Origin of the sequence: Brevundimonas denitrificans, from assembly GCF_030160755.1 — a bacterium.
GTDB classification, from domain to species: domain Bacteria; phylum Pseudomonadota; class Alphaproteobacteria; order Caulobacterales; family Caulobacteraceae; genus Brevundimonas; species Brevundimonas denitrificans.
In genome coordinates this window covers 1-16936 of record NZ_BSOY01000005.1, presented here as the reverse complement: position 1 = coordinate 16936, position 16936 = coordinate 1, and the positions used below count along the sequence as shown (strand labels likewise).

Annotated in this window: 10 protein-coding genes and 1 pseudogene; 6 read left to right on the top strand and 5 right to left on the bottom strand. The window is 67.0% G+C overall.

Annotation, left to right across the window (positions count from 1 at the left end; all coding sequences use genetic code 11):
• Window positions 1-119: 119 nt before the first annotated feature.
• The 4 genes from QQJ79_RS02110 to QQJ79_RS02095 all read left to right on the top strand — a co-directional run bounded on the left by QQJ79_RS02110 (window position 120) and on the right by QQJ79_RS02095 (window position 3701).
• The gene (locus QQJ79_RS02110; RefSeq protein WP_284220610.1) at window positions 120-1898 is read left to right on the top strand and encodes a copper resistance system multicopper oxidase; all 1779 of its coding nucleotides are present in this window, start codon (window positions 120-122) and stop codon (window positions 1896-1898) included.
• Window positions 1895-3049 (top strand): copper resistance protein B, encoded by a 1155-nt coding sequence (locus QQJ79_RS02105; protein WP_284220608.1) that lies wholly within the window; start codon window positions 1895-1897, stop codon window positions 3047-3049. The genes QQJ79_RS02110 and QQJ79_RS02105 overlap by 4 nt, the downstream gene beginning before the upstream one ends.
• Before the next feature lie 17 nt (window positions 3050-3066).
• The gene (locus tag QQJ79_RS02100; protein WP_284220607.1) at window positions 3067-3450 is read left to right on the top strand and encodes a copper resistance CopC family protein; all 384 of its coding nucleotides are present in this window, start codon (window positions 3067-3069) and stop codon (window positions 3448-3450) included.
• Between the two features lie 101 nt (window positions 3451-3551).
• Window positions 3552-3701 carry a hypothetical protein gene (locus tag QQJ79_RS02095; protein ID WP_284220605.1) on the top strand — a complete coding sequence of 50 codons (150 nt, stop codon included), beginning with the start codon at window positions 3552-3554 and terminating at the stop codon, window positions 3699-3701.
• 75 nt (window positions 3702-3776) lie between these two features.
• Here QQJ79_RS02095 and QQJ79_RS02090 read toward each other — a convergent pair whose 3' ends face one another.
• The 3 genes from QQJ79_RS02090 to QQJ79_RS02080 form a co-directional block, all read right to left on the bottom strand.
• Window positions 3777-4544 carry a helix-turn-helix transcriptional regulator gene (locus QQJ79_RS02090; RefSeq protein ID WP_284220603.1) on the bottom strand — a complete coding sequence of 256 codons (768 nt, stop codon included), beginning with the start codon at window positions 4542-4544 and terminating at the stop codon, window positions 3777-3779.
• A 70-nt stretch (window positions 4545-4614) separates the two neighbouring features.
• Window positions 4615-5022, bottom strand: coding sequence for a hypothetical protein (locus QQJ79_RS02085; RefSeq protein ID WP_284220601.1), 408 nt, complete (start codon window positions 5020-5022; stop codon window positions 4615-4617).
• A 185-nt stretch (window positions 5023-5207) separates the two neighbouring features.
• Window positions 5208-13430 carry a cadherin-like domain-containing protein gene (locus QQJ79_RS02080; protein WP_284220599.1) on the bottom strand — a complete coding sequence of 2741 codons (8223 nt, stop codon included), beginning with the start codon at window positions 13428-13430 and terminating at the stop codon, window positions 5208-5210.
• A 389-nt stretch (window positions 13431-13819) separates the two neighbouring features.
• Between QQJ79_RS02080 and QQJ79_RS02075 the strand changes: the two genes are divergently transcribed.
• Window positions 13820-14857: a helix-turn-helix domain-containing protein gene (locus QQJ79_RS02075; RefSeq protein ID WP_284220598.1), complete on the top strand. Its 1038-nt coding sequence runs from the start codon at window positions 13820-13822 to the stop codon at window positions 14855-14857.
• Between the two features lie 189 nt (window positions 14858-15046).
• On the opposite strand, the gene QQJ79_RS02070 is transcribed toward QQJ79_RS02075, so the two are convergent.
• Window positions 15047-15250: a YgaP family membrane protein gene (locus tag QQJ79_RS02070; RefSeq protein ID WP_284220597.1), complete on the bottom strand. Its 204-nt coding sequence runs from the start codon at window positions 15248-15250 to the stop codon at window positions 15047-15049.
• Window positions 15247-16560, bottom strand: coding sequence for an NAD(P)/FAD-dependent oxidoreductase (locus QQJ79_RS02065; RefSeq protein ID WP_284220596.1), 1314 nt, complete (start codon window positions 16558-16560; stop codon window positions 15247-15249). The genes QQJ79_RS02070 and QQJ79_RS02065 overlap by 4 nt, the downstream gene beginning before the upstream one ends.
• 172 nt (window positions 16561-16732) lie before the next feature.
• On the opposite strand from QQJ79_RS02065, the pseudogene QQJ79_RS02060 reads away from it, so the two are divergent.
• A pseudogene (locus tag QQJ79_RS02060) lies at window positions 16733-16936 on the top strand (efflux RND transporter periplasmic adaptor subunit); the annotation flags it as partial.

The window sequence follows — 16936 nt, the reverse complement described above, 5'->3', positions numbered from 1 at the left end:
GGTCGGCAAGGTGCACAAGGCCGCGATCCGGATGCCTGTGGCGTCCTGCCGCAAGGGCTGCGCCGCCGGGATGCGTATCTGAACGAACGGCTCGGTCGCCGGCCAAGGAACCCTCACTGATGTCGACTCCCCGTCTGGATCGCCGAATGCTTCTCCGGGGCGCCGTCGGCGGCGGCGGCCTGCTGGGACTGCAGGGCCTGCTGCCCGCCTGGGCGCAGACGGGGTCGCCGGGCCTGCGCGCGGACCTGCCGACGCTGACCGGTCCCAATATCGACCTGACCGTCGGCCATTCGGCCTTCACGGTCGGCGGACGCACAGGCCATGCCGTGACGATGAACGGCGTGCTGCCCGCTCCGCTGCTGCGGCTGCGCGAGGGTCAGAATGTCCGGCTGTCCGTCACCAACAACCTGGATGAAGACACCTCGATCCACTGGCATGGCCTGCTGGTTCCGTTCCAGATGGACGGCGTGCCGGGCATCAGCTTCCCCGGCATCAAGGCCCGCGAGACCTTCGTCTACGAGTTCCCGATCAAACAGTCCGGGACCTTCTGGTACCACAGCCACTCCAACCTGCAGGAGGCGATGGGCCACTACGGGCCGATCGTCATCGACCCGGCGGGGCCCGATCCGATCGGCTACGACCGCGAGCATGTGCTGGTCCTGTCGGACTGGAGCTTCATGCATCCGCACGAGATCCTGGCCAAGCTGAAGAAGAGCCCCGGCTACTTCAACCAGCAGCGCACGACCCTTTCAGGCCTGCTCTCCGGCGAGGACCGGATGAGCCTGGAGGAGCGCCGCATGTGGGGCGGGATGCGGATGGACCCGCGCGACGTCCTCGACGTCAACGGCTCGACCTACACCTATCTGATCAACGGCCACGGGCCCGAGGAGAACTGGACGGGCCTGTTCCGGCCGGGCGAGCGGGTGCGGCTGCGCATCATCAACGCCTCGGCCATGTCGATCTTCAACATCCGCATCCCCGGCCTGCCGATGACGGTCGTCCAGGCCGACGGCGAGAACGTACGCCCGGTCGAGGTCGACGAGTTCCAGATCTCCGTGGCCGAGACCTATGACGTCATCGTCCAGCCGACCGGGGACCGCGCCTGGACCATCGTTTCGGAGGCCATCGACCGCTCCGGCATGGGCCGGGCGACCCTGGCGCCCCGTCCCGGCATGACGGCCGAGGTTCCGCCGCTGCGTGAGGTCCCGAACCTCACCATGCGCGACATGGGGATGGATCATGGCGGCATGGGCGGCATGGATCACGGCGCGATGGCCGGCATGGATCACGGAGTCCCCGCCGCCGACGCGGCGCCGACGCACGATATGGCCGGGATGAACATGCGCGATCCCGGGAACGCCCCGCCGGATATGGCGGTCGGCGTCGGCGTGGACATGGTCTCCATGGACCCGGCGAACCGGCTGGGCGAGCGGCCGATCGGCCTCACGGACGTCGATCACCGCGTCCTCGTCTACACTGACCTGGTGTCGCTCCAGCCCAACAAGGACCAGCGCCCGCCGTCGCGGACGATGGAAATCCACCTGACCGGCAATATGGAGCGGTTCATGTGGGGCTTCGACGGCCGCAAATTCAGCGAACTGGTCGAGCCGATCCGCTTCGAGCGCGACGAGCGCGTGCGGGTGACCCTGGTCAATGACACCATGATGGCCCACCCGATCCATCTGCACGGCCATTTCTTCGAACTGGTGACGGGCGGACCGGCGGGCCATCAGCCGCTCAAGCACACGGTCAACGTCGCGCCCGGATCGAAGGTGACCTTCGACCTGACCGCCGATGCGCCGGGCGACTGGGCCTTCCACTGCCACATGCTGATGCATATGCACGCCGGCATGTTCAACGTCGTGACGGTGCGGCCCATGGACGGAGCCCCGTCATGAACCGCCTCGCCGCCGCCCTCGCTCCGCTGATCCTCGCCGCCGGCGCCTTCAGCGCCCAGGCCCAGGACCCGCACGCGGGCCACGCCATGCCCCCGCCACCGAGGACACAGCCGGCGACACCGGTCCCCGATCCCCATGCTGGCCATCAAACGCCGCCGCCCGTCGCGGCTCAGGACCCGCACGCCGGGCATGTCATGCCGCCCGCCAGCCCGCCGCCCGTCACCGATTCACACGCGGGACACCGGATGCCGGCCCAGCCCGCGACCGTCGACCCGCACGCGGGCCACGACATGTCGACCATGGCTCCCGCTCGAGCTGATCCCCATGCCGGACATGACATGTCGACCATGAGCATGGGACCGCCGGACGTGCCGACCAGCGCCGACAATCCCGGCCGTCCGCCGGAGGACCCGCTCCCGGCCGCCGCCCTGGGCGGGCCGGTCCACGCCGCCGATCTCGTCTTCGGGGCCGACGCGATGGCCGCCTCCCGCAGGGCCCTGGTTCGCGAGAACGGCGACGTCCGCGTCACGGCCGTCATCCTCGATCGCCTCGAAGCCGGTTTCGGCGACGATGAGGAGACCTGGCTCTGGGACGTCCAGGGCTGGAGCGGCGGCGACATCAACCGCTTCTGGTGGAAGTCCGAGGGTGAAGGCGGCCTCGACGACGGTCTGGAAGAAACGGAACTCCAGGCGCTCTACAGCCGCGCCTTGACGCCCTTCTGGGATGTGCAGGCCGGCGTGCGCCAGGATGTCCGCCCCGACGGGGAGGACACGACGCATCTGGTCCTCGGCCTCCAGGGACTCGCGCCCTACTGGTGGGAAGTCGACGCCGCCGCCTTCCTGTCGACGGACGGCGACCTGACGGCCCGCGTCGAGGCCGAATACGACCAGCGCATCACCCAGCGCCTGATCCTCCAGCCGCGCCTCGAAATGGACCTCTCGGCCAGCGACATTCCGGAACTGGAAATCGGCTCGGGCCTGTCCTCGGTCGAGGCGGGCCTGCGGTTGCGCTACGAGTTCCGCAAGGAGTTCGCCCCCTATGTCGGCGTCGAATGGAGCCGTTCGTTCGGCGACACCGCCGACTACATCGAAGCCCGGGGCGGCGAGCCTGAAGACACCCGCTTCGTCGTCGGCCTCAAGGCCTGGTTCTAGTTGAAGGAGACCACCCCATGATCCGCACCCTGGCCCTCGCCGCCGCACTGGTCTTCGCCGGTACAGCCGCCGCCCAGGATCCCCATGCCGGCCACCATCCGCAGGCCCAGGCCGGGGCGCCCGAGGCCGGCGTCACCACCGTTCCGTCTGACGGGGCCATGACCCAGGGTTCGCCCGACCGGTTCACCGCGACCTTCCCGCACGCCATGGTCCTCAAGACCGTGACCCTGACCACTGAAGGTCAGGCGCCCGTCGTCGTGGCGGCGCCCGCCGCCCCCGCCGCCGCCACGGTCAGCGTCGCCTTGCCTCGTCTCGCTCCGGGAACCTGGACCGCCGCCTGGACCGCCGAAGGCGCGGATGGCCACAGGATGTCCGGCTCCATCAGCTTCATGGTTCACTAGCCCCTGAAGACCCGCGTTCGATAACAGCCCTTGCGTTCAAGAGCTGGATCATCGCCGACGATAGAACCTGAGCATCGACAACCAGAACTGAGGAGACTTCGATGCCCAACACCGATCAAAACGCCCCCAAGGCCGATCTGGCTCCCGCCAGCGGTTCCTGCGCGACCGAGGGCGTCTGCGCCTGCGGTCCCGACTGCCAGTGCGGCGACGACTGCCGCTGCACGACCGGGGCGAACTGCGCCCCGAACTAGGTCTGCCGGATGAGGGGCCGACCGGATGGTCGGCCCTTCTTCACGCCTGCGACAGTCCTGCCGCCTGATCGAAGGTCAGGTCAGCATCTGCAGAGCCGTGGGGGCGACCCCGAACATCCGCCTGAACGTGCGGCTGAGATGCGCGGAGTCCGAAAACCCTGCCTCATGCGCCGCGGCGGTGAGCGGTGACCCCGTCGCCACGATCGCGACAGCGCGGCTGAGCCTCAGCCACAGTACATACGTCTTGAACGGCAAGCCTGTCTGCTCGACGAACAGGTGCCGTAACCGGCTCGACGAAAGGCCCGCGACCGGGACGGCGTCCGCCAGGCTCAGCGTCCGATCGAGCCGCTCGTTCACCCACGCGATGACCTTTCGCACCCGGTAGTCCGGGATCTCGGCGCGCTCATCGGCCGCCAGCACCCCGACGAGCCTCCGTCCCCACGCGATAATCTCGCTGTCCGGAGCACGCCAGTCGGAGGTCCTGAAGGCTTCCAGTTCCGCCGCGAGAACCGGGGACGGCGCAAGCTCGCTCAGGGTTCCGGAGATATGGCGGGCGGCGAGCCCCCGGCCGAGCCGGCTTTCGGGCTCCACAAACAGAAGGGCGATGCGCCCCTCGGCCTCAAAGCGATGAAGGCCGTCCGCCGCCACCACCGTATCGGCAGTCGTACTCGCTTCATCCTCCGCGACCAGCCGGAAGGTTCCTCCAAGGCTGAGGGTCACCTGGATGGCGTGGTGGGCGTGGAAATCGGTGCTTCGGGTTTCCCCGTCGAAGCGGGCGGCGTCGACGAGCCAAAGGCTGCCGCCTTCCCACAGCACGACACGTGTTTGCGCCAGGACCTCCATACGGAAGACTTAGCGGCTGTGAAGCTTGCCAGGAAGGCTAAGGGACGCGGGAGCCGCCGGCTCTGCTCGATCAGGCGAATCCGGCCTGCGGGCCGCGAAGGCGCATGAGCCGCCAGGACAGGAAGACGCCGGCCGCTACATCATAGGCCATGCAGAACATCGGCCACCACACGGGCGCCCCGGGGTTCGTGAAGATGGCGGGGTGCAGGATGTCGTAGACGCCGTGTCCGATGAGGCCGGCGACCACCCACCAGAGGCTTGTGCGGAAGCCCAGGACGGAGACAGCCACGAAGACGGCCGTCGGCAAGAGCTCTGACAATAGTGCAGTGGTCGAGCCGCCCATCACCGCGAACAGTTCGTACAGGACGGCGATCACGATCAGGATCACCGGGTATGCGGCCCGGTCCCTGTCGAGGCCCGCCGACGAAAGGAACAGGCCCGCCAAAACCGCGAGGCCGACGCCGATTGCGTATTCCATTTCGATCTCTCCCTTGGCTCGGCCCTGTCTGGGCCCGCCACACGGAGAGGTCTTGAACGCAAGGGTCGCAATCCGGCGGCCGACGCGGACTGCCGCCCGGGGCCGGATACGCGACCCGGTTCTTCCTGATCAGGCTTCCCTCCAGACCGCGCGCGAGGCGCGGTCTGGAGATTGGCGGGCCCGGATCAGTTCCAGGGATCGTAAGCCGGATGACCGTCGATGAAGTCGTCAGGCAGCAGCACATGCGGGCCGTGAGGTCCCTGTACGACCAGCGGATCGTCCGAGAACAGCAGGGCCGCCTCACTGGGCCGCGCCCCGGCCCAAACCAGCTCATCATCGATCAGGCCTGGCTGAACGACGCGTCCGTCGTCCATGCCCGGAGCGGGCATGACGAAGGCGTCGTCTTCCAGTGTCGGCAGAACCTCCGGATCGACGTCGCCCACCGTGAGCTGCGTGTCCCCGGCGCCGGGCAGGACGGACGGATCCAGGGAACCGTCCTTTTCGTCCGACGTCGGCAGGACCGAGGGATCCTCGGCCGGCGGCGAGGTGACCGCGCCTCCATCGCCCTTGTCCTTGAACTGAGGCAGGGCGAGGCCGGCCTGGGCCACGGCCGCGGTTACATCGAGGCTGAACACGTCGAAGGTCGACTGGGCGCCTCCGGTCGCGGTGACCTTGATCTCCAGATGCCCGATCTGGGCGTCTTGCGGCGTGCCCGAGAAGGTCCGGGTCGCGGCATCGAAGACCAGCCATGACGGCAGCGCGCTGCCATCGGCGAGGGTCGCCGTCAACGTCAGCACCGAGTCAGGGTCCGTGAAGGTGTCGGCCGCCAGCGTGTAGCTGAAGAGGTCGGCCGATTCCGCGGATTGATCCTGCGCGGCATTGCTGACGACGGGCGCGTCATCCTTCCCGATCACCGTGATGCTGGCGGTGGCGGTGCTGAAGCCGCCCCGTCCGTCGCTGAGGGTGTACTGGAAGGTGTCCACCAGCTGCTGACCGGCGGTCAGGAAGTCGAGATGACCAGCCGGGTTGTACAGGACCGAGCCGTCCGCATTCAGGGTGATGATGGCCCCGTTGGCGCTCGTGCCCACGGACACCACGCTCAGCGTGCCGCCATCGGGATCGGTCGCGCCGGCGGTGAAGTTCGACGCGGCGAAAGTGAAGCTTTCGTCCTCGCCGACGCCATTCCGCAGGATGCCGGCGAAGCCGAGGTCCAGACGGGCGCCGACGTAGAGCCCTCCCGAGGCGTCATACGAGCCGACCCGGAAGTCGATCGTATAGTTGCCGCTGCTGGCCAGGACGACGTCCCGGGTGACGACCCCGGTCGAGCCCGTGAACGGGGTCTGGTAGTTGAAGATCGTCTGTACGATCGCCCCGGTCACGGCATCGCGGATGTAGCCGGTGCCGATCGCATGGTCGCCGCCCGAAGACAGCTGGTAGACGAAGCGGACGGTGTCGCCCGCCTGTCCCGCGAACGCGGTGCTGGTGATCGACGGTCCCTGGGCGGTGCCGTAGCCGTTGGGCACATTGCCGGTGAACTGGAGGACAGCGACCGCCGAGTCGCCGGCGATCACGGAGCCTGTCCGGTTGATCTCGGCCGTGGAGGTGCCGGGGTAGGCCAGCCCGCTGGTGGCCGTGCTGACCGTCCAGCCGGCGAAGTTCGGCGTCGCATCGAAGCCGCCGTTGCCCAACTGGTTAGCCTGCAGCGTCACGTTCTGGGCGACCGGCGCATCGTTGGCGCCGTTGATCGTGATCGTCAGCTGGGCCGTGTCGGTCAGCCCCGCGGCGTCCCGGGTCGTATAGGTGAAGGTGTCCGTCAGCGTGCCGCCCGTGTTCAGCGCCTGGACCGCGGCGTTGGTCTCGTTCACCGCATAGCTGTAGCTGCCGTCGGCGTTGAGGGTCAGGGTGCCGTAGGCGCCGCTGAACGGCGACCCCACCGTTCCGCTGACTCCGCTGCCCCCTTCGGCGCCCCGGCGCTCGGCCGAGACCACCAGAACCGAGTCGTCAATGTCGAGGTCGTTTGACAGCACATTGCCCGTCGCGGACTGCCCGGCCGTTCCGTTCTGGACCCCGCCCGCCTCGGTGGCCGAGGCCACGTCATTGACCGCGACCGGCCGGTCGTTGACCGGGTTGACCGTGACATTGACCGAGCTCGTGGCCGAACCGCCCTGTCCATCACTGATGGTGTAGTCGAAGGTCCTCGCGCCGTTGGCGTTGGCCGCCGGCGTATAGGTCAGCGTGCCGTTGCTGTTCAGGACAACGCGGCCGCCGTCCGACAGGATCACCTGGCCGCCGGTGTTGATCGCCGAGCCGTTGATGTGGGTCACCGTGCGGCTTCCGCCGTCGATGTCCGTGTCGTTGGCGCGGACGTCGAAGTTGACCGAAGCGTCCTCGTTCACCGTCACCGAGTCGGCATTGGCCACCGGCGCGTCATTGACCGGGTTCACGGTCAGATTGACCGTGCTGCTGGCCGAGCCGCCGTCGCCGTCGCTGATCGTATAGGTGAAGCTGCGGGCGCCGTTTGCATTCGGCGCGGGCGTGTAGGTCAGGGTGCCGTCGGTGTTCATGCCGACGAGCCCGCCGTCTCCGAGCGTCACCGAACCGCCGGCCGCGATGGCCGAACCGTTGATGTGGGTGACCGTGCGGGCCGCGCTGTCGATATCCGTGTCATTGGCGCGCACGTCGAAGGTGACGGCCGTATCCTCGTTGGTGGTGACGTAGTCCGTGTTCGCCACCGGCCCATCGTTGACCTGCGTCAGCGAGACCTCGACCGTGGCCGTCGTCGCCGCGCCCAGTCCGTCGGTGACGGTGTAGGCGAAGGACCGCAGCCCTGTGGCGTTTATGGCCGGGAAGTAGGTCAGGGTGCCGTCCGCGTTGAGGCGAACGCTGGCGCCGTCACCCAGGCCCACCGTGCCGTTGACCGCGATATTGACGCCGTTGACGTGGCTCACGACCAGGGTGTCGCCGTCCACATCGCTGTCGTTGGCGAGGACGTTGATGGTGACCGCCGTCTCCTCCGCAGATGTCGCGGTGTCGAGCGTCGCCACCGGGGCGTCGTTGGTGCCCGCGACGCGGACCGTGACCGTGCTGGGGGTGGAGACCACGCCGTGCGCGTCGGTCGCGGTGTAGGTGAAGGTCACCGTCCGCGTTTCGCCCTGGCCCAGATCCTGGAAGTCGGATCCCGGCGAGAAGCCGAAGGTGCCGTCGCCGTTGTTGACCACGGAGCCCTCCGAAGGGGCCGAGGTGATCGTGTAGGTCAGGCTGACGCTGTCGTCGTCGGAGTCGATGTCGTCGCCGTCGAACGAGCCGGTGACCGTCGGACCGTCCTCATAGGCGCCGGAACCGCCGCCGCCGCCGCCCTGGGGCGTGAACTCGGCGTCCCAGGACATGTCGACGCCGGTCATCTGGACCGAGGTGAAGTTCAGCTGGCCGTCGCCGTCGGTATCGCCCTGGTTCTGCAGGTAGGAGGCGTAGCCGTTGTTCAGCGACGGGATGACGATATCCATGTCGCCGTCGCCGTCGACATCGCCCACGGCCAGGCCGTAGCTGTAGTTGTTGTAGCCCCCGAGCGAGCTCTGGACGGTGAAGTCCACCAGCCCGTCGCCATCGGTGTCGCCGTTGTTGTAGGCGATCCGGACGTTGCCGTAGTCGGCGTCCGAGGTGACCACGTCCAGATCGCCGTCGCCGTCGATGTCGACGAGCTCGCTCTCCATGGTGGAGCCGCCGGTTTGCAGCTCAAAGGTGCGGAACTCGATGTCGCCGTCGCCATCGGTGTCGCCGTCATTGATGTAGACGACCTCATTCTGACCGTTCCAGCGGGACAGGACAAAATCCTGGTCGCCGTCGCCGTCGAGATCGCCGGTATCAACGCCCATGTCCGAGTAGTTGTAATAATTCTCGGTGAACGCCTGCACCAGATAGTTGATCTGGCCGTCGCCGTCGGTGTCGCCCTGGTTCAGGAACAGTTCCGAAATGCCGTAATAGCTGGCGACCAGGACGTCCATGCGGCCGTCGCCGTTCATGTCAGCGGTCGTGAGGCCGTACGAGTACTGCTGGCCGCTTGTGTACAGCGAGGTCTGGTTGAAGTCGTTGATCAGGCCGTCGCCGTTGGCGTCGCCCGTGTTCATAAGCTGCACCAGTCCGTTGTACGACGACGTCACCACGTCGAGACGCCCGTCGCCGTCCAGGTCTGCGAGCGCGACGTCATAACCGTTGAAGCCGGACGCAACGACGGTGCGGGTGAAGTTCGCGACCCCATCCCCGTCGGTGTCCCCGACGTTCGTGAACGACACCACGCCTTCGTTGTTGGCCGTGACGACATCAACGTCGCCGTCCCCGTCGATATCCCCCACGGCGAGACCGTAGTTCACATCGGAGTAGTAGCTCTGCGACCCATGCGGCAGCTCGGCGCTCGATCCCGGCGCGTCGGGAATCCCGTCGTTATTGGTGTCAACGAGCGAGAAGATGACCTGCCCGTTATTCTCGTCGGAGTAATAATAATAATTGTAGTAGCCGCCGAAGACGAGCGGGAAGCCCGCCCCGACCGCGCTGCCGCCGATCGACACGTCGTTTGTCACAGGCGCGTCGTTGACACCCGTGATCGTGATCGTCACCGAGCCCGGCGTAGCCGCTCCGTGGGAGTCGATCGCCTCATACCCGAAGGTGATGTCCCGGGTTTCGCCGGCCGCCAGGTTCTGGAAATCGTCGCCCGGGTTGAACGAGAAGGTGCCGTCGCCATTGTTGACGACACTGCCCTCCGACGGCGTCGAGGTGACCACATAGGTCAGGCTGCCGGCGTCGTCGTCGCCGTCCACATCGTCCGCCGAGAAGGCCGCCGTCACGGGCGCGCCGTCCTCGGTCGCGGCGGCCGCGACGTTCTGGACCACGGGCGCATCGTTCGTCCCGGTGATGGTGATGGTGACAGGCTGGCTGACCGAGCCGCCCTGGCCGTCCGAGACCGTGACGGTATAGGTCTGGGTCAGCGTCTGGCCGGCGGACAGGTACTGGATGGCCGAGTTGTCGACATCGAAGTTCCAGCTCACCGAGCCCGCACCGTCTCCCGCGCCGTCATCGGTGACGTTGGCGGTGAAGGTTCCGAGATAGCCGGTATTGTCGGCGGTCGCGGCGACGGCATGTCCGTCCCGCAGATCGACGTCGGCGAAGGCGATGACGCCTCCGGCGGATGTGAGGCCGTCCTCGGTCACCGCGCCCGTCGAAACGGCCGAAGTGATTGTCGGGGCGTCGTTCGTACCCACGACGGTGATGTTCACCAGCTGCTGCGTCGTGCCGCCGTTCCCGTCGTCGACGGTCACGATGTAGCGCTGAAGCAGCGACTGGCCGGCGGCCAGGTACTGCAGCTCGGCGTCGCTGGCGTTGAAGGTCCAGGTCACTTCGCCCGCGCCGGCGCCCGTCGCCGGGTCGCTGATCGAGGCGCTGAAGGACCCCACGTAGCCCGCGCCGTCGGCGACGCTGCTGACGCTGTGGGCGTCGATCAGGTCGACATCGTCAAAGGCGATGACGCCCGAGGCCGCCAGGGTCGCGTTCTCGACGACCTGGCCCGAAGAGAAGGCCGTGGAGATGGTCGGACGGTCGTTTTCACCGGTGATGGTCACCGTCACCGTCTCGCTGGCCGTGCCGCCCTGGCCGTCGTTGACGGTCACGACATAGGACTGGGTCCGGGTCTCGCCCGCGGCCAGGAACTGGACGGCGGCGTTGGCGACCGAGAAGGTCCACTGCACCGCGCCCGCGCCGTCATTGGTGCTGGCGTCCGACACGACGGCTGTCAGGCCGCCGAGGTAGTCCGAGCCCTGCGCGGCGACGCTGACCGTATGGCCGTCGCGGAGATCGACGTCGGCGAAGGTCATTGCGCCGGTGTCGGTCAGTTGCAGGTTCTGGCTGTCGACGCTGACGTTCAGCGCATAGGCGCCCGCCGAGGACTGGCCCTGCAGATCGAAGTCCTTGACGACGATGTAGTAGGTCCCGCCCAGGGTGGCGACGAACTGGAGGAACGAATCCATGGTGCTGGTCGAACCGCCACCGCCGAGGGAGGTCGATGAGTCGTCGTTGAAGTTCACCCGGTTGCCCGAGGCGTCATACAGGAACACAAAGCTGTCCAGACCGCCGACGCCGGGGATGATGCCCGCGAAGTCGATGTCGAGCGTCAAGGTCTCGCCCGGCTGCAGATCGATCCGGAATACGTCCTGATCGGCGCTGGTCGAGATGGCGCCCTCGATCCGGACAGACGGATCCGTCGGGTCGGCGAGATTGGTGTTGGGCGCGATACGCAGGTCGGCGCGGTTGATCACCTGGGCCGTGGCGAAGGCGTCGTTTGTCTCGATGTCGGAGATGACAGGCGTCGTCGCGGACTGAACGCCGGTGACGGGCTCGGCTTCGCTCACGCCGCCCTGGGTGTCGGCTGTCGTGATCACCGGGGCGTCGTTGGCGCCGGTGATGGTCACCGTGACGGTCTGACTCACCGTCCCGCCCTGGCCGTCGGCGACGCTGACGGTGTAGTTTTGAGTGACCGTTTCGCCTGCGGCGAGATACTGGGTCGCGGCGTTGTCGACCGAGAAGTTCCAGACCACCGAACCTGCGCCGTCGCCGGCGCCGTCGTCGGTCATCCCGGCGGTGAAGGTCCCGAGATAGCCGGGACCGTCTGCGGTGCTGGAGACGGTGTGCCCGTCGCGCAGATCAGCGTCCGCGAAGGCTATCTGGCCTGAGGCGGCGACCACGCCGTCCTCGAACACGGCGCCCGAGGCGGTTGCGGCCGTGATGGTCGGAACGTCATTCGTGCCGGTGATGGTCACGGTGACCGGCTGGCTGACTGTGCCGCCCTGCCCGTCATCGACGGTGACAGTGTAGCTCTGGGTGACCGTTTCGCCCGCGGCCAGATACTGGATCGCCGCGTCATCGACCGAGAAGGTCCAGGTCACCGATCCCGCGCCGTCGCCGGCTCCATTGTCGGTCACCGTCGTGGTGAAGGTTCCCAGATAGCCGGTCGCCGCAGCTGTGCTGGTTGCGGTGTGGGCGTCACGCACGTCGACGTCGGCGAAGCCGATCGCGCCGGAAGCGACGACAGCGCCGTTTTCCACCACCGCGCCGCTCGACACCGCCGAAGTGATGGTCGGCGCGTCGTTCGTGCCCGTGATGGTCACGGTGACCGTGGCGGTGCGGGTGTCTCCGTCCGAATCCGTGACGGTGTAGGTGAAGGTGTCCGTCGCCGCTTCACCCGCGGCCAGATACTGCCAGTAGGTGGCGCTGGGCGTATAGATGAAGCTGGCCGTGTCCGCGCCGGCGGGCGCGCCGCTGGTGCGGGTCAGGGTGACCGAGCCGTGCGCCGGCTGGGTGTTCGTGAGGCTGGCGATCAGGTCCGGAACGCTGTCGTTCGCCAGCACATTGACGGCGACGCTGGCGGTTTCCTCGCCGGCGGACATCACGTCGTTGACGAGCGTGACCGCGTTGTCCCGGGGGTCGAGGACTACGCCGTCCACGATGACGCTCAGGTTCTCGAAGTCCGAAACCGTGAGGCCGAAGGAGAAGGTGAAGGAGCCGTTGTGGCCGTTGCCATTGTCATGGTCGTCGTCATCGTCGTCGCAACCGCGACCGTTGTCGTCATCACGACCATTGCGATCGTCGCGGTCGTTGTGATGGTCGCGGTCATTGCGGTCGTCGTCATCGTCATCGCGGCCCGAGAAGCGAGCCAGGAAGGCCAGGTAGCGCGCGATCTCGGCCTGGACGGTCGGATTCATCCACTCGGCGCGCGTCAGCACCAGTTGCAGCGTGTCGGTGCCCGATCCTCCGTCATAGATGTCTCGCGCGCCGACATTCTCGCCCATCACATAGACGGCGGTGTCGTTGCCCGAACCGGCATCGACCCTGTCGTTGCCGGAGCCGCCATTGACGACATCGTTGCCCGATCCGCCGTCGACCTGGTCATGGCCCGCGCCGCCTGTGACCCGGTCGTTTCCGGAGCCGCCATCGACCTCATCGTTCCCGGCGCCGCCATCAACGGTGTCATGACCTTCGCCGCCGTCGACCTCGTCGTTCCCGGCGCCGCCGTCCACGACGTCGTCACCCTCCCCGCCATCGACTTCGTCATTACCGTCGCCGCCGAGAACCGTGTCGTTGCCCGATCCGCCATCAACCTCATCGTCGCCCGTGCCGCCGTCCACGAAGTCTGCGCCAGTGCCGCCATTGAGTTCGTCGTTGCCGGCGCCGCCGAGGACAGTGTCGTCGCCCGCGTCGCCATTGACCCGGTCATTGCCGGCGCCGCCGTCGAGGACGTCATTGCCAGAACCGGCGTCGATACGGTCGTCGCCGCCCATGCCGTTGATGATGTCTGCGCCCGACCCGCCCCTCAGCTGGTCGTTGCGCGAGGTGCCAATGGTGGTCTTTGAGCCCGAGTTCGACATGGTTCGCCCCTAGATTGATACACCTGGAGCGAAGAACGAACCGGCGGCCGACAGGGATCGTCTCGCCATGCCCGGCGAATTTGTCCCCTGCACCCGATGTTGTTCCACCACCCCGACTTGCGCGTCCCGACTCCCGCGGGCTCACGCACCGCTCAAGACCCGCGTTCAGCGAACTCTCGACCGGCGACGGGAAAGTAAGGATTCATTAGGGACCCGATATGCCCCAGCGTCTCAAATTCTAAGCTTCACCATTGCAAATTCTCATATTTTTCTCGTGGTTGGAGAAGAACTTGGTTTACGAAAGTCCGTCGCATAACAGCGGACGGATTCGCGTTGATTTACCTCCGGCAGTCGATACAGGTGAGAGAAGTGTGGGCGAGTAGCGTTTGATGTCGACCAGTGATCGGGGCGCTGCCCGCCCGGGAGTCGCGGCCTGGAAGGTTACCTCCGACGACAATCCGCTGGCGGAAGAGTTCTACCGGAGCGCGATCCGCGATTGGTACGGCGTTTCGCACGTCGATCCGCACAAGCCCTTCTTCACGGACAACCGGATCTACCAGTTCGGCTGCTATGTGATCGGACGGGGGCGTTCTGTGGGCCAGATGCTGGTGCGCGGGCCGGAGGAAATACGGCGCTCCGGTCTGGACAGTGTAGCGGTCATGCTGGATCTCGCCGGCATGAAGGGCGATGTGGATGGTCGTGACGTCAACGCCGCGCCCGGCTCCTTTCATCTTCGCGATCTCGCCCGCCCATCGGCGTTCAGGGTCGACGCGGTCGACGCCATTGTGCTGGCCATGCCTCGCGACCGGGCGCCGGCGTGGCTGGTCGAGCGGAATATCCATGGCCTGAGCATAGACGGGACCCCACAGGTCAGCCGGCTGCTGACGGGGCATTTGATGTCTCTCCTCGAAGCGGCCCCCGGCCTGTCGGTGGAGGAAGGCCTTGCCTCCATCGAGGCGGCCCTCGTCATGGTCGAACGCGCCTTCAGGGGCACCGGGAATCTGAACGCGACCCAGAGCGAGGCTGTCTACCAACGACTGCGCGCATCGGCTGTCAGCCTGATTGACCAGAGGCTTCACCAGCCGGACCTGAAAATTGACCAGCTGACCAGCGTCCTGGGCGCATCACGGGCCACCCTGTTCCGCGCGTTCGCCTCGTCGGGAGGCATCAACCTCTACATCCGGCAGAGGCGTCTCGACCGTGCGCGCGAGGCTTTGCGCGCGCGTCAGGGCCGCTACCCCAGCGTCGCCGAGATCGCGCGCGCACACGGCTTTGTCAGCGAGTCCCATTTCAGCCGGTCGTTCCAGGCCCAGTTCGGCCACCGGCCGGGCGCGCTCCAGAATCCGGCTCCCCCGCCGCCGCCCGGTGATCCGGGGAGCATACGATACGATTTGCTGCTGGGTCGGATCGGCCGCGCAGACGGCTGAGGCTGAAACGGCGTCCAGCCACTTTGCCTGCTTCAGCGGCATTCAAGGTGGTCGACCGCCTTGGCCGGAGGGAGGTCGCCGGCCCCGGTTTGGGTTCTGTCAGTCCGGACGGGCATCCTTGATAACCTGGCCCGGCCAGGCTGGTCGTCATGGCCATCCACCGGCCGGGCGCCCCTGGCCTGCCCCTGTCTATCGGAACGCGGCGCCCGGTTTCACGCCGAGGCGCCGGAACAGTATGGCCGCCGGGCAGAAGCCGGTGATCGAGGACTGCATCAGGTTGAAGCCGACGAACACGGTCAGCCAGACCCAGGCCGGGTGGACCCAATGGGTCAGGGCCAGGCTGAGCAGGACCATGAACCCGGCGAACAACGTGACGGCGCGGTCGAGGCTCATGCCTTCGGTTCCTGTGCGGGGGTGGATTGGATGGTGCGGCGCAGCTTGTGGGCGCCGATCAGGTCGAGAGCCAGCTTCTCGTAGAGCGGCTCAGCCTGACCCTTGCGCACCTTGTGGAGGAAGTAGCCCTCGAAGGCGACCTTGGCCGTGTGCACCCAGCCGCCGCTGGCGGACCAGTTTATATTGCGTGGCGGGATCTGCGGCTGGGCCATGAACGCCACGCCGCCGTCGCCGAAATCGGCCAGGCAGATGGCGTTCCAGCTGGCCTCGAAGCTCGGCGCCTCGCCGTCGAGGATCTGTTTGAGATTGGCCGAGATGGCCGAGACCATGCTCTCGATCATGAAACCGGTCTTGGGCACGCCGACCGGCACCGGCGTCGGCCCCGTCGGCGGAATGGCGATGCAGACTCCAAGGGCGAAGATGTCAGGCCAGGTCGGATTGCGCTGGTGTTTGTCGACGAGGATGAAGCCCCGCGGGTTGGTCAGCCCCTCGACCCCGCGCACCGCCTCGACCCCGCGGAAGGCCGGCAGCATCATGGAGTAGGCGAACGGCAGGTCGTGGTTCGCCCTTACGGCTCCGTCCTCGCCGACCTCCTCGACGTGCATCATTCCGGCGTCGACGCTCTTCACCTTCGCATTGGTGATCCATTTGATGTGCCGCTGGCGCATCTCGCTTTCCAGCAGCCCCTTGGTGTCGCCGACCCCGTCGAGCCCCAGGTGGCCGATATAGGGTTCAGAGGTGACGAAGGTCATCGGCACCTTGTCGCGCAACTTGCGGCGGCGCAGCTCGGTGTCGAGGATCATGGCGAACTCATAGGCCGGCCCGAAGCATGATGCGCCCTGAACGGCGCCGACGACGATCGGACCCGGGTTCTTCACGAACGCGTCGAAGGCCACGGCCGCACGCACGGCGTGATCGACATGGCAGATCGAGACCGTGTTCCCGTCGGGGCCAAGGCCCGGAATCTCGTCGAAGGCCAGATCGGGGCCCGTCGCGATGACCAGATAGTCATAGTGCAGGGAACGGCCATCAGCCAGGTCGATGCCCTTCTCGGCGGGCCGGATACGGCTGGCGCCGACGTTGATGAACTCAACGCCCTTGCGTTTCATCACCTCCGGCAGGCTGACCTCAATGGCTTCGCGCTTGCGCCAGTTCACCGCCACCCAGGGGTTGGACGGGGTGAAATGGAAGGTGTCGCCCTTCGACACCATGACGATCCGCGCGCGTTCGCCCAGGACGTGGCGCAGGTCATAGGCGGCGATGGCGCCGCCGAGGCCTGCGCCGAGGATGACGATGGTGGGCCGGTTCATAGGCGGGCTCCTTCCCGGGACGAGCTGCGATGCCCGATCCTGCGCCGCCCGGTTCGCCGCGCCTTGATCCGTATCAAGGTTCGCGATCGGCTCCGGGAGAACAGTCCTCAGGCTTGCAATCATATTAGTACCATCTAATATTAGCACAAGCTTACATAAGGACCATTCTCCGATGACGAAGCCGACGGCCCTGTTCGCCGCCCTCGCCGCGACCGCCCTTCTGGCCGGCGGCCTGTCGGCCTGCGGCCCGGAGCCCGAGGTCGTAGCCACCGCCCCCGCGCGGGGCGAGCGCCTGACCGTGACCGAAGCCCTGATCGACGCGGTCAAGCCGGCCTCGGCCGTGGACGCCTCGCGCGACCTCGGCGAGGCGCGGGCC

What these genes read in the sequence shown, in the direction of transcription:
- QQJ79_RS02065 (WP_284220596.1), bottom strand. Translation starts at nt 16,560, where the DNA reads ATGAACCGGCCCACCATCGTCATCCTCGGCGCAGGCCTCGGCGGCGCC.
- QQJ79_RS02110 (WP_284220610.1), top strand. Translation starts at nt 120, where the DNA reads ATGTCGACTCCCCGTCTGGATCGCCGAATGCTTCTCCGGGGCGCCGTC.
- QQJ79_RS02085 (WP_284220601.1), bottom strand. Translation starts at nt 5,022, where the DNA reads ATGGAATACGCAATCGGCGTCGGCCTCGCGGTTTTGGCGGGCCTGTTC.
- QQJ79_RS02095 (WP_284220605.1), top strand. Translation starts at nt 3,552, where the DNA reads ATGCCCAACACCGATCAAAACGCCCCCAAGGCCGATCTGGCTCCCGCC.
- QQJ79_RS02100 (WP_284220607.1), top strand. Translation starts at nt 3,067, where the DNA reads ATGATCCGCACCCTGGCCCTCGCCGCCGCACTGGTCTTCGCCGGTACA.
- QQJ79_RS02080 (WP_284220599.1), bottom strand. Translation starts at nt 13,430, where the DNA reads ATGTCGAACTCGGGCTCAAAGACCACCATTGGCACCTCGCGCAACGAC.
- QQJ79_RS02070 (WP_284220597.1), bottom strand. Translation starts at nt 15,250, where the DNA reads ATGAGCCTCGACCGCGCCGTCACGTTGTTCGCCGGGTTCATGGTCCTG.
- QQJ79_RS02090 (WP_284220603.1), bottom strand. Translation starts at nt 4,544, where the DNA reads ATGGAGGTCCTGGCGCAAACACGTGTCGTGCTGTGGGAAGGCGGCAGC.
- QQJ79_RS02105 (WP_284220608.1), top strand. Translation starts at nt 1,895, where the DNA reads ATGAACCGCCTCGCCGCCGCCCTCGCTCCGCTGATCCTCGCCGCCGGC.
- QQJ79_RS02075 (WP_284220598.1), top strand. Translation starts at nt 13,820, where the DNA reads ATGTCGACCAGTGATCGGGGCGCTGCCCGCCCGGGAGTCGCGGCCTGG.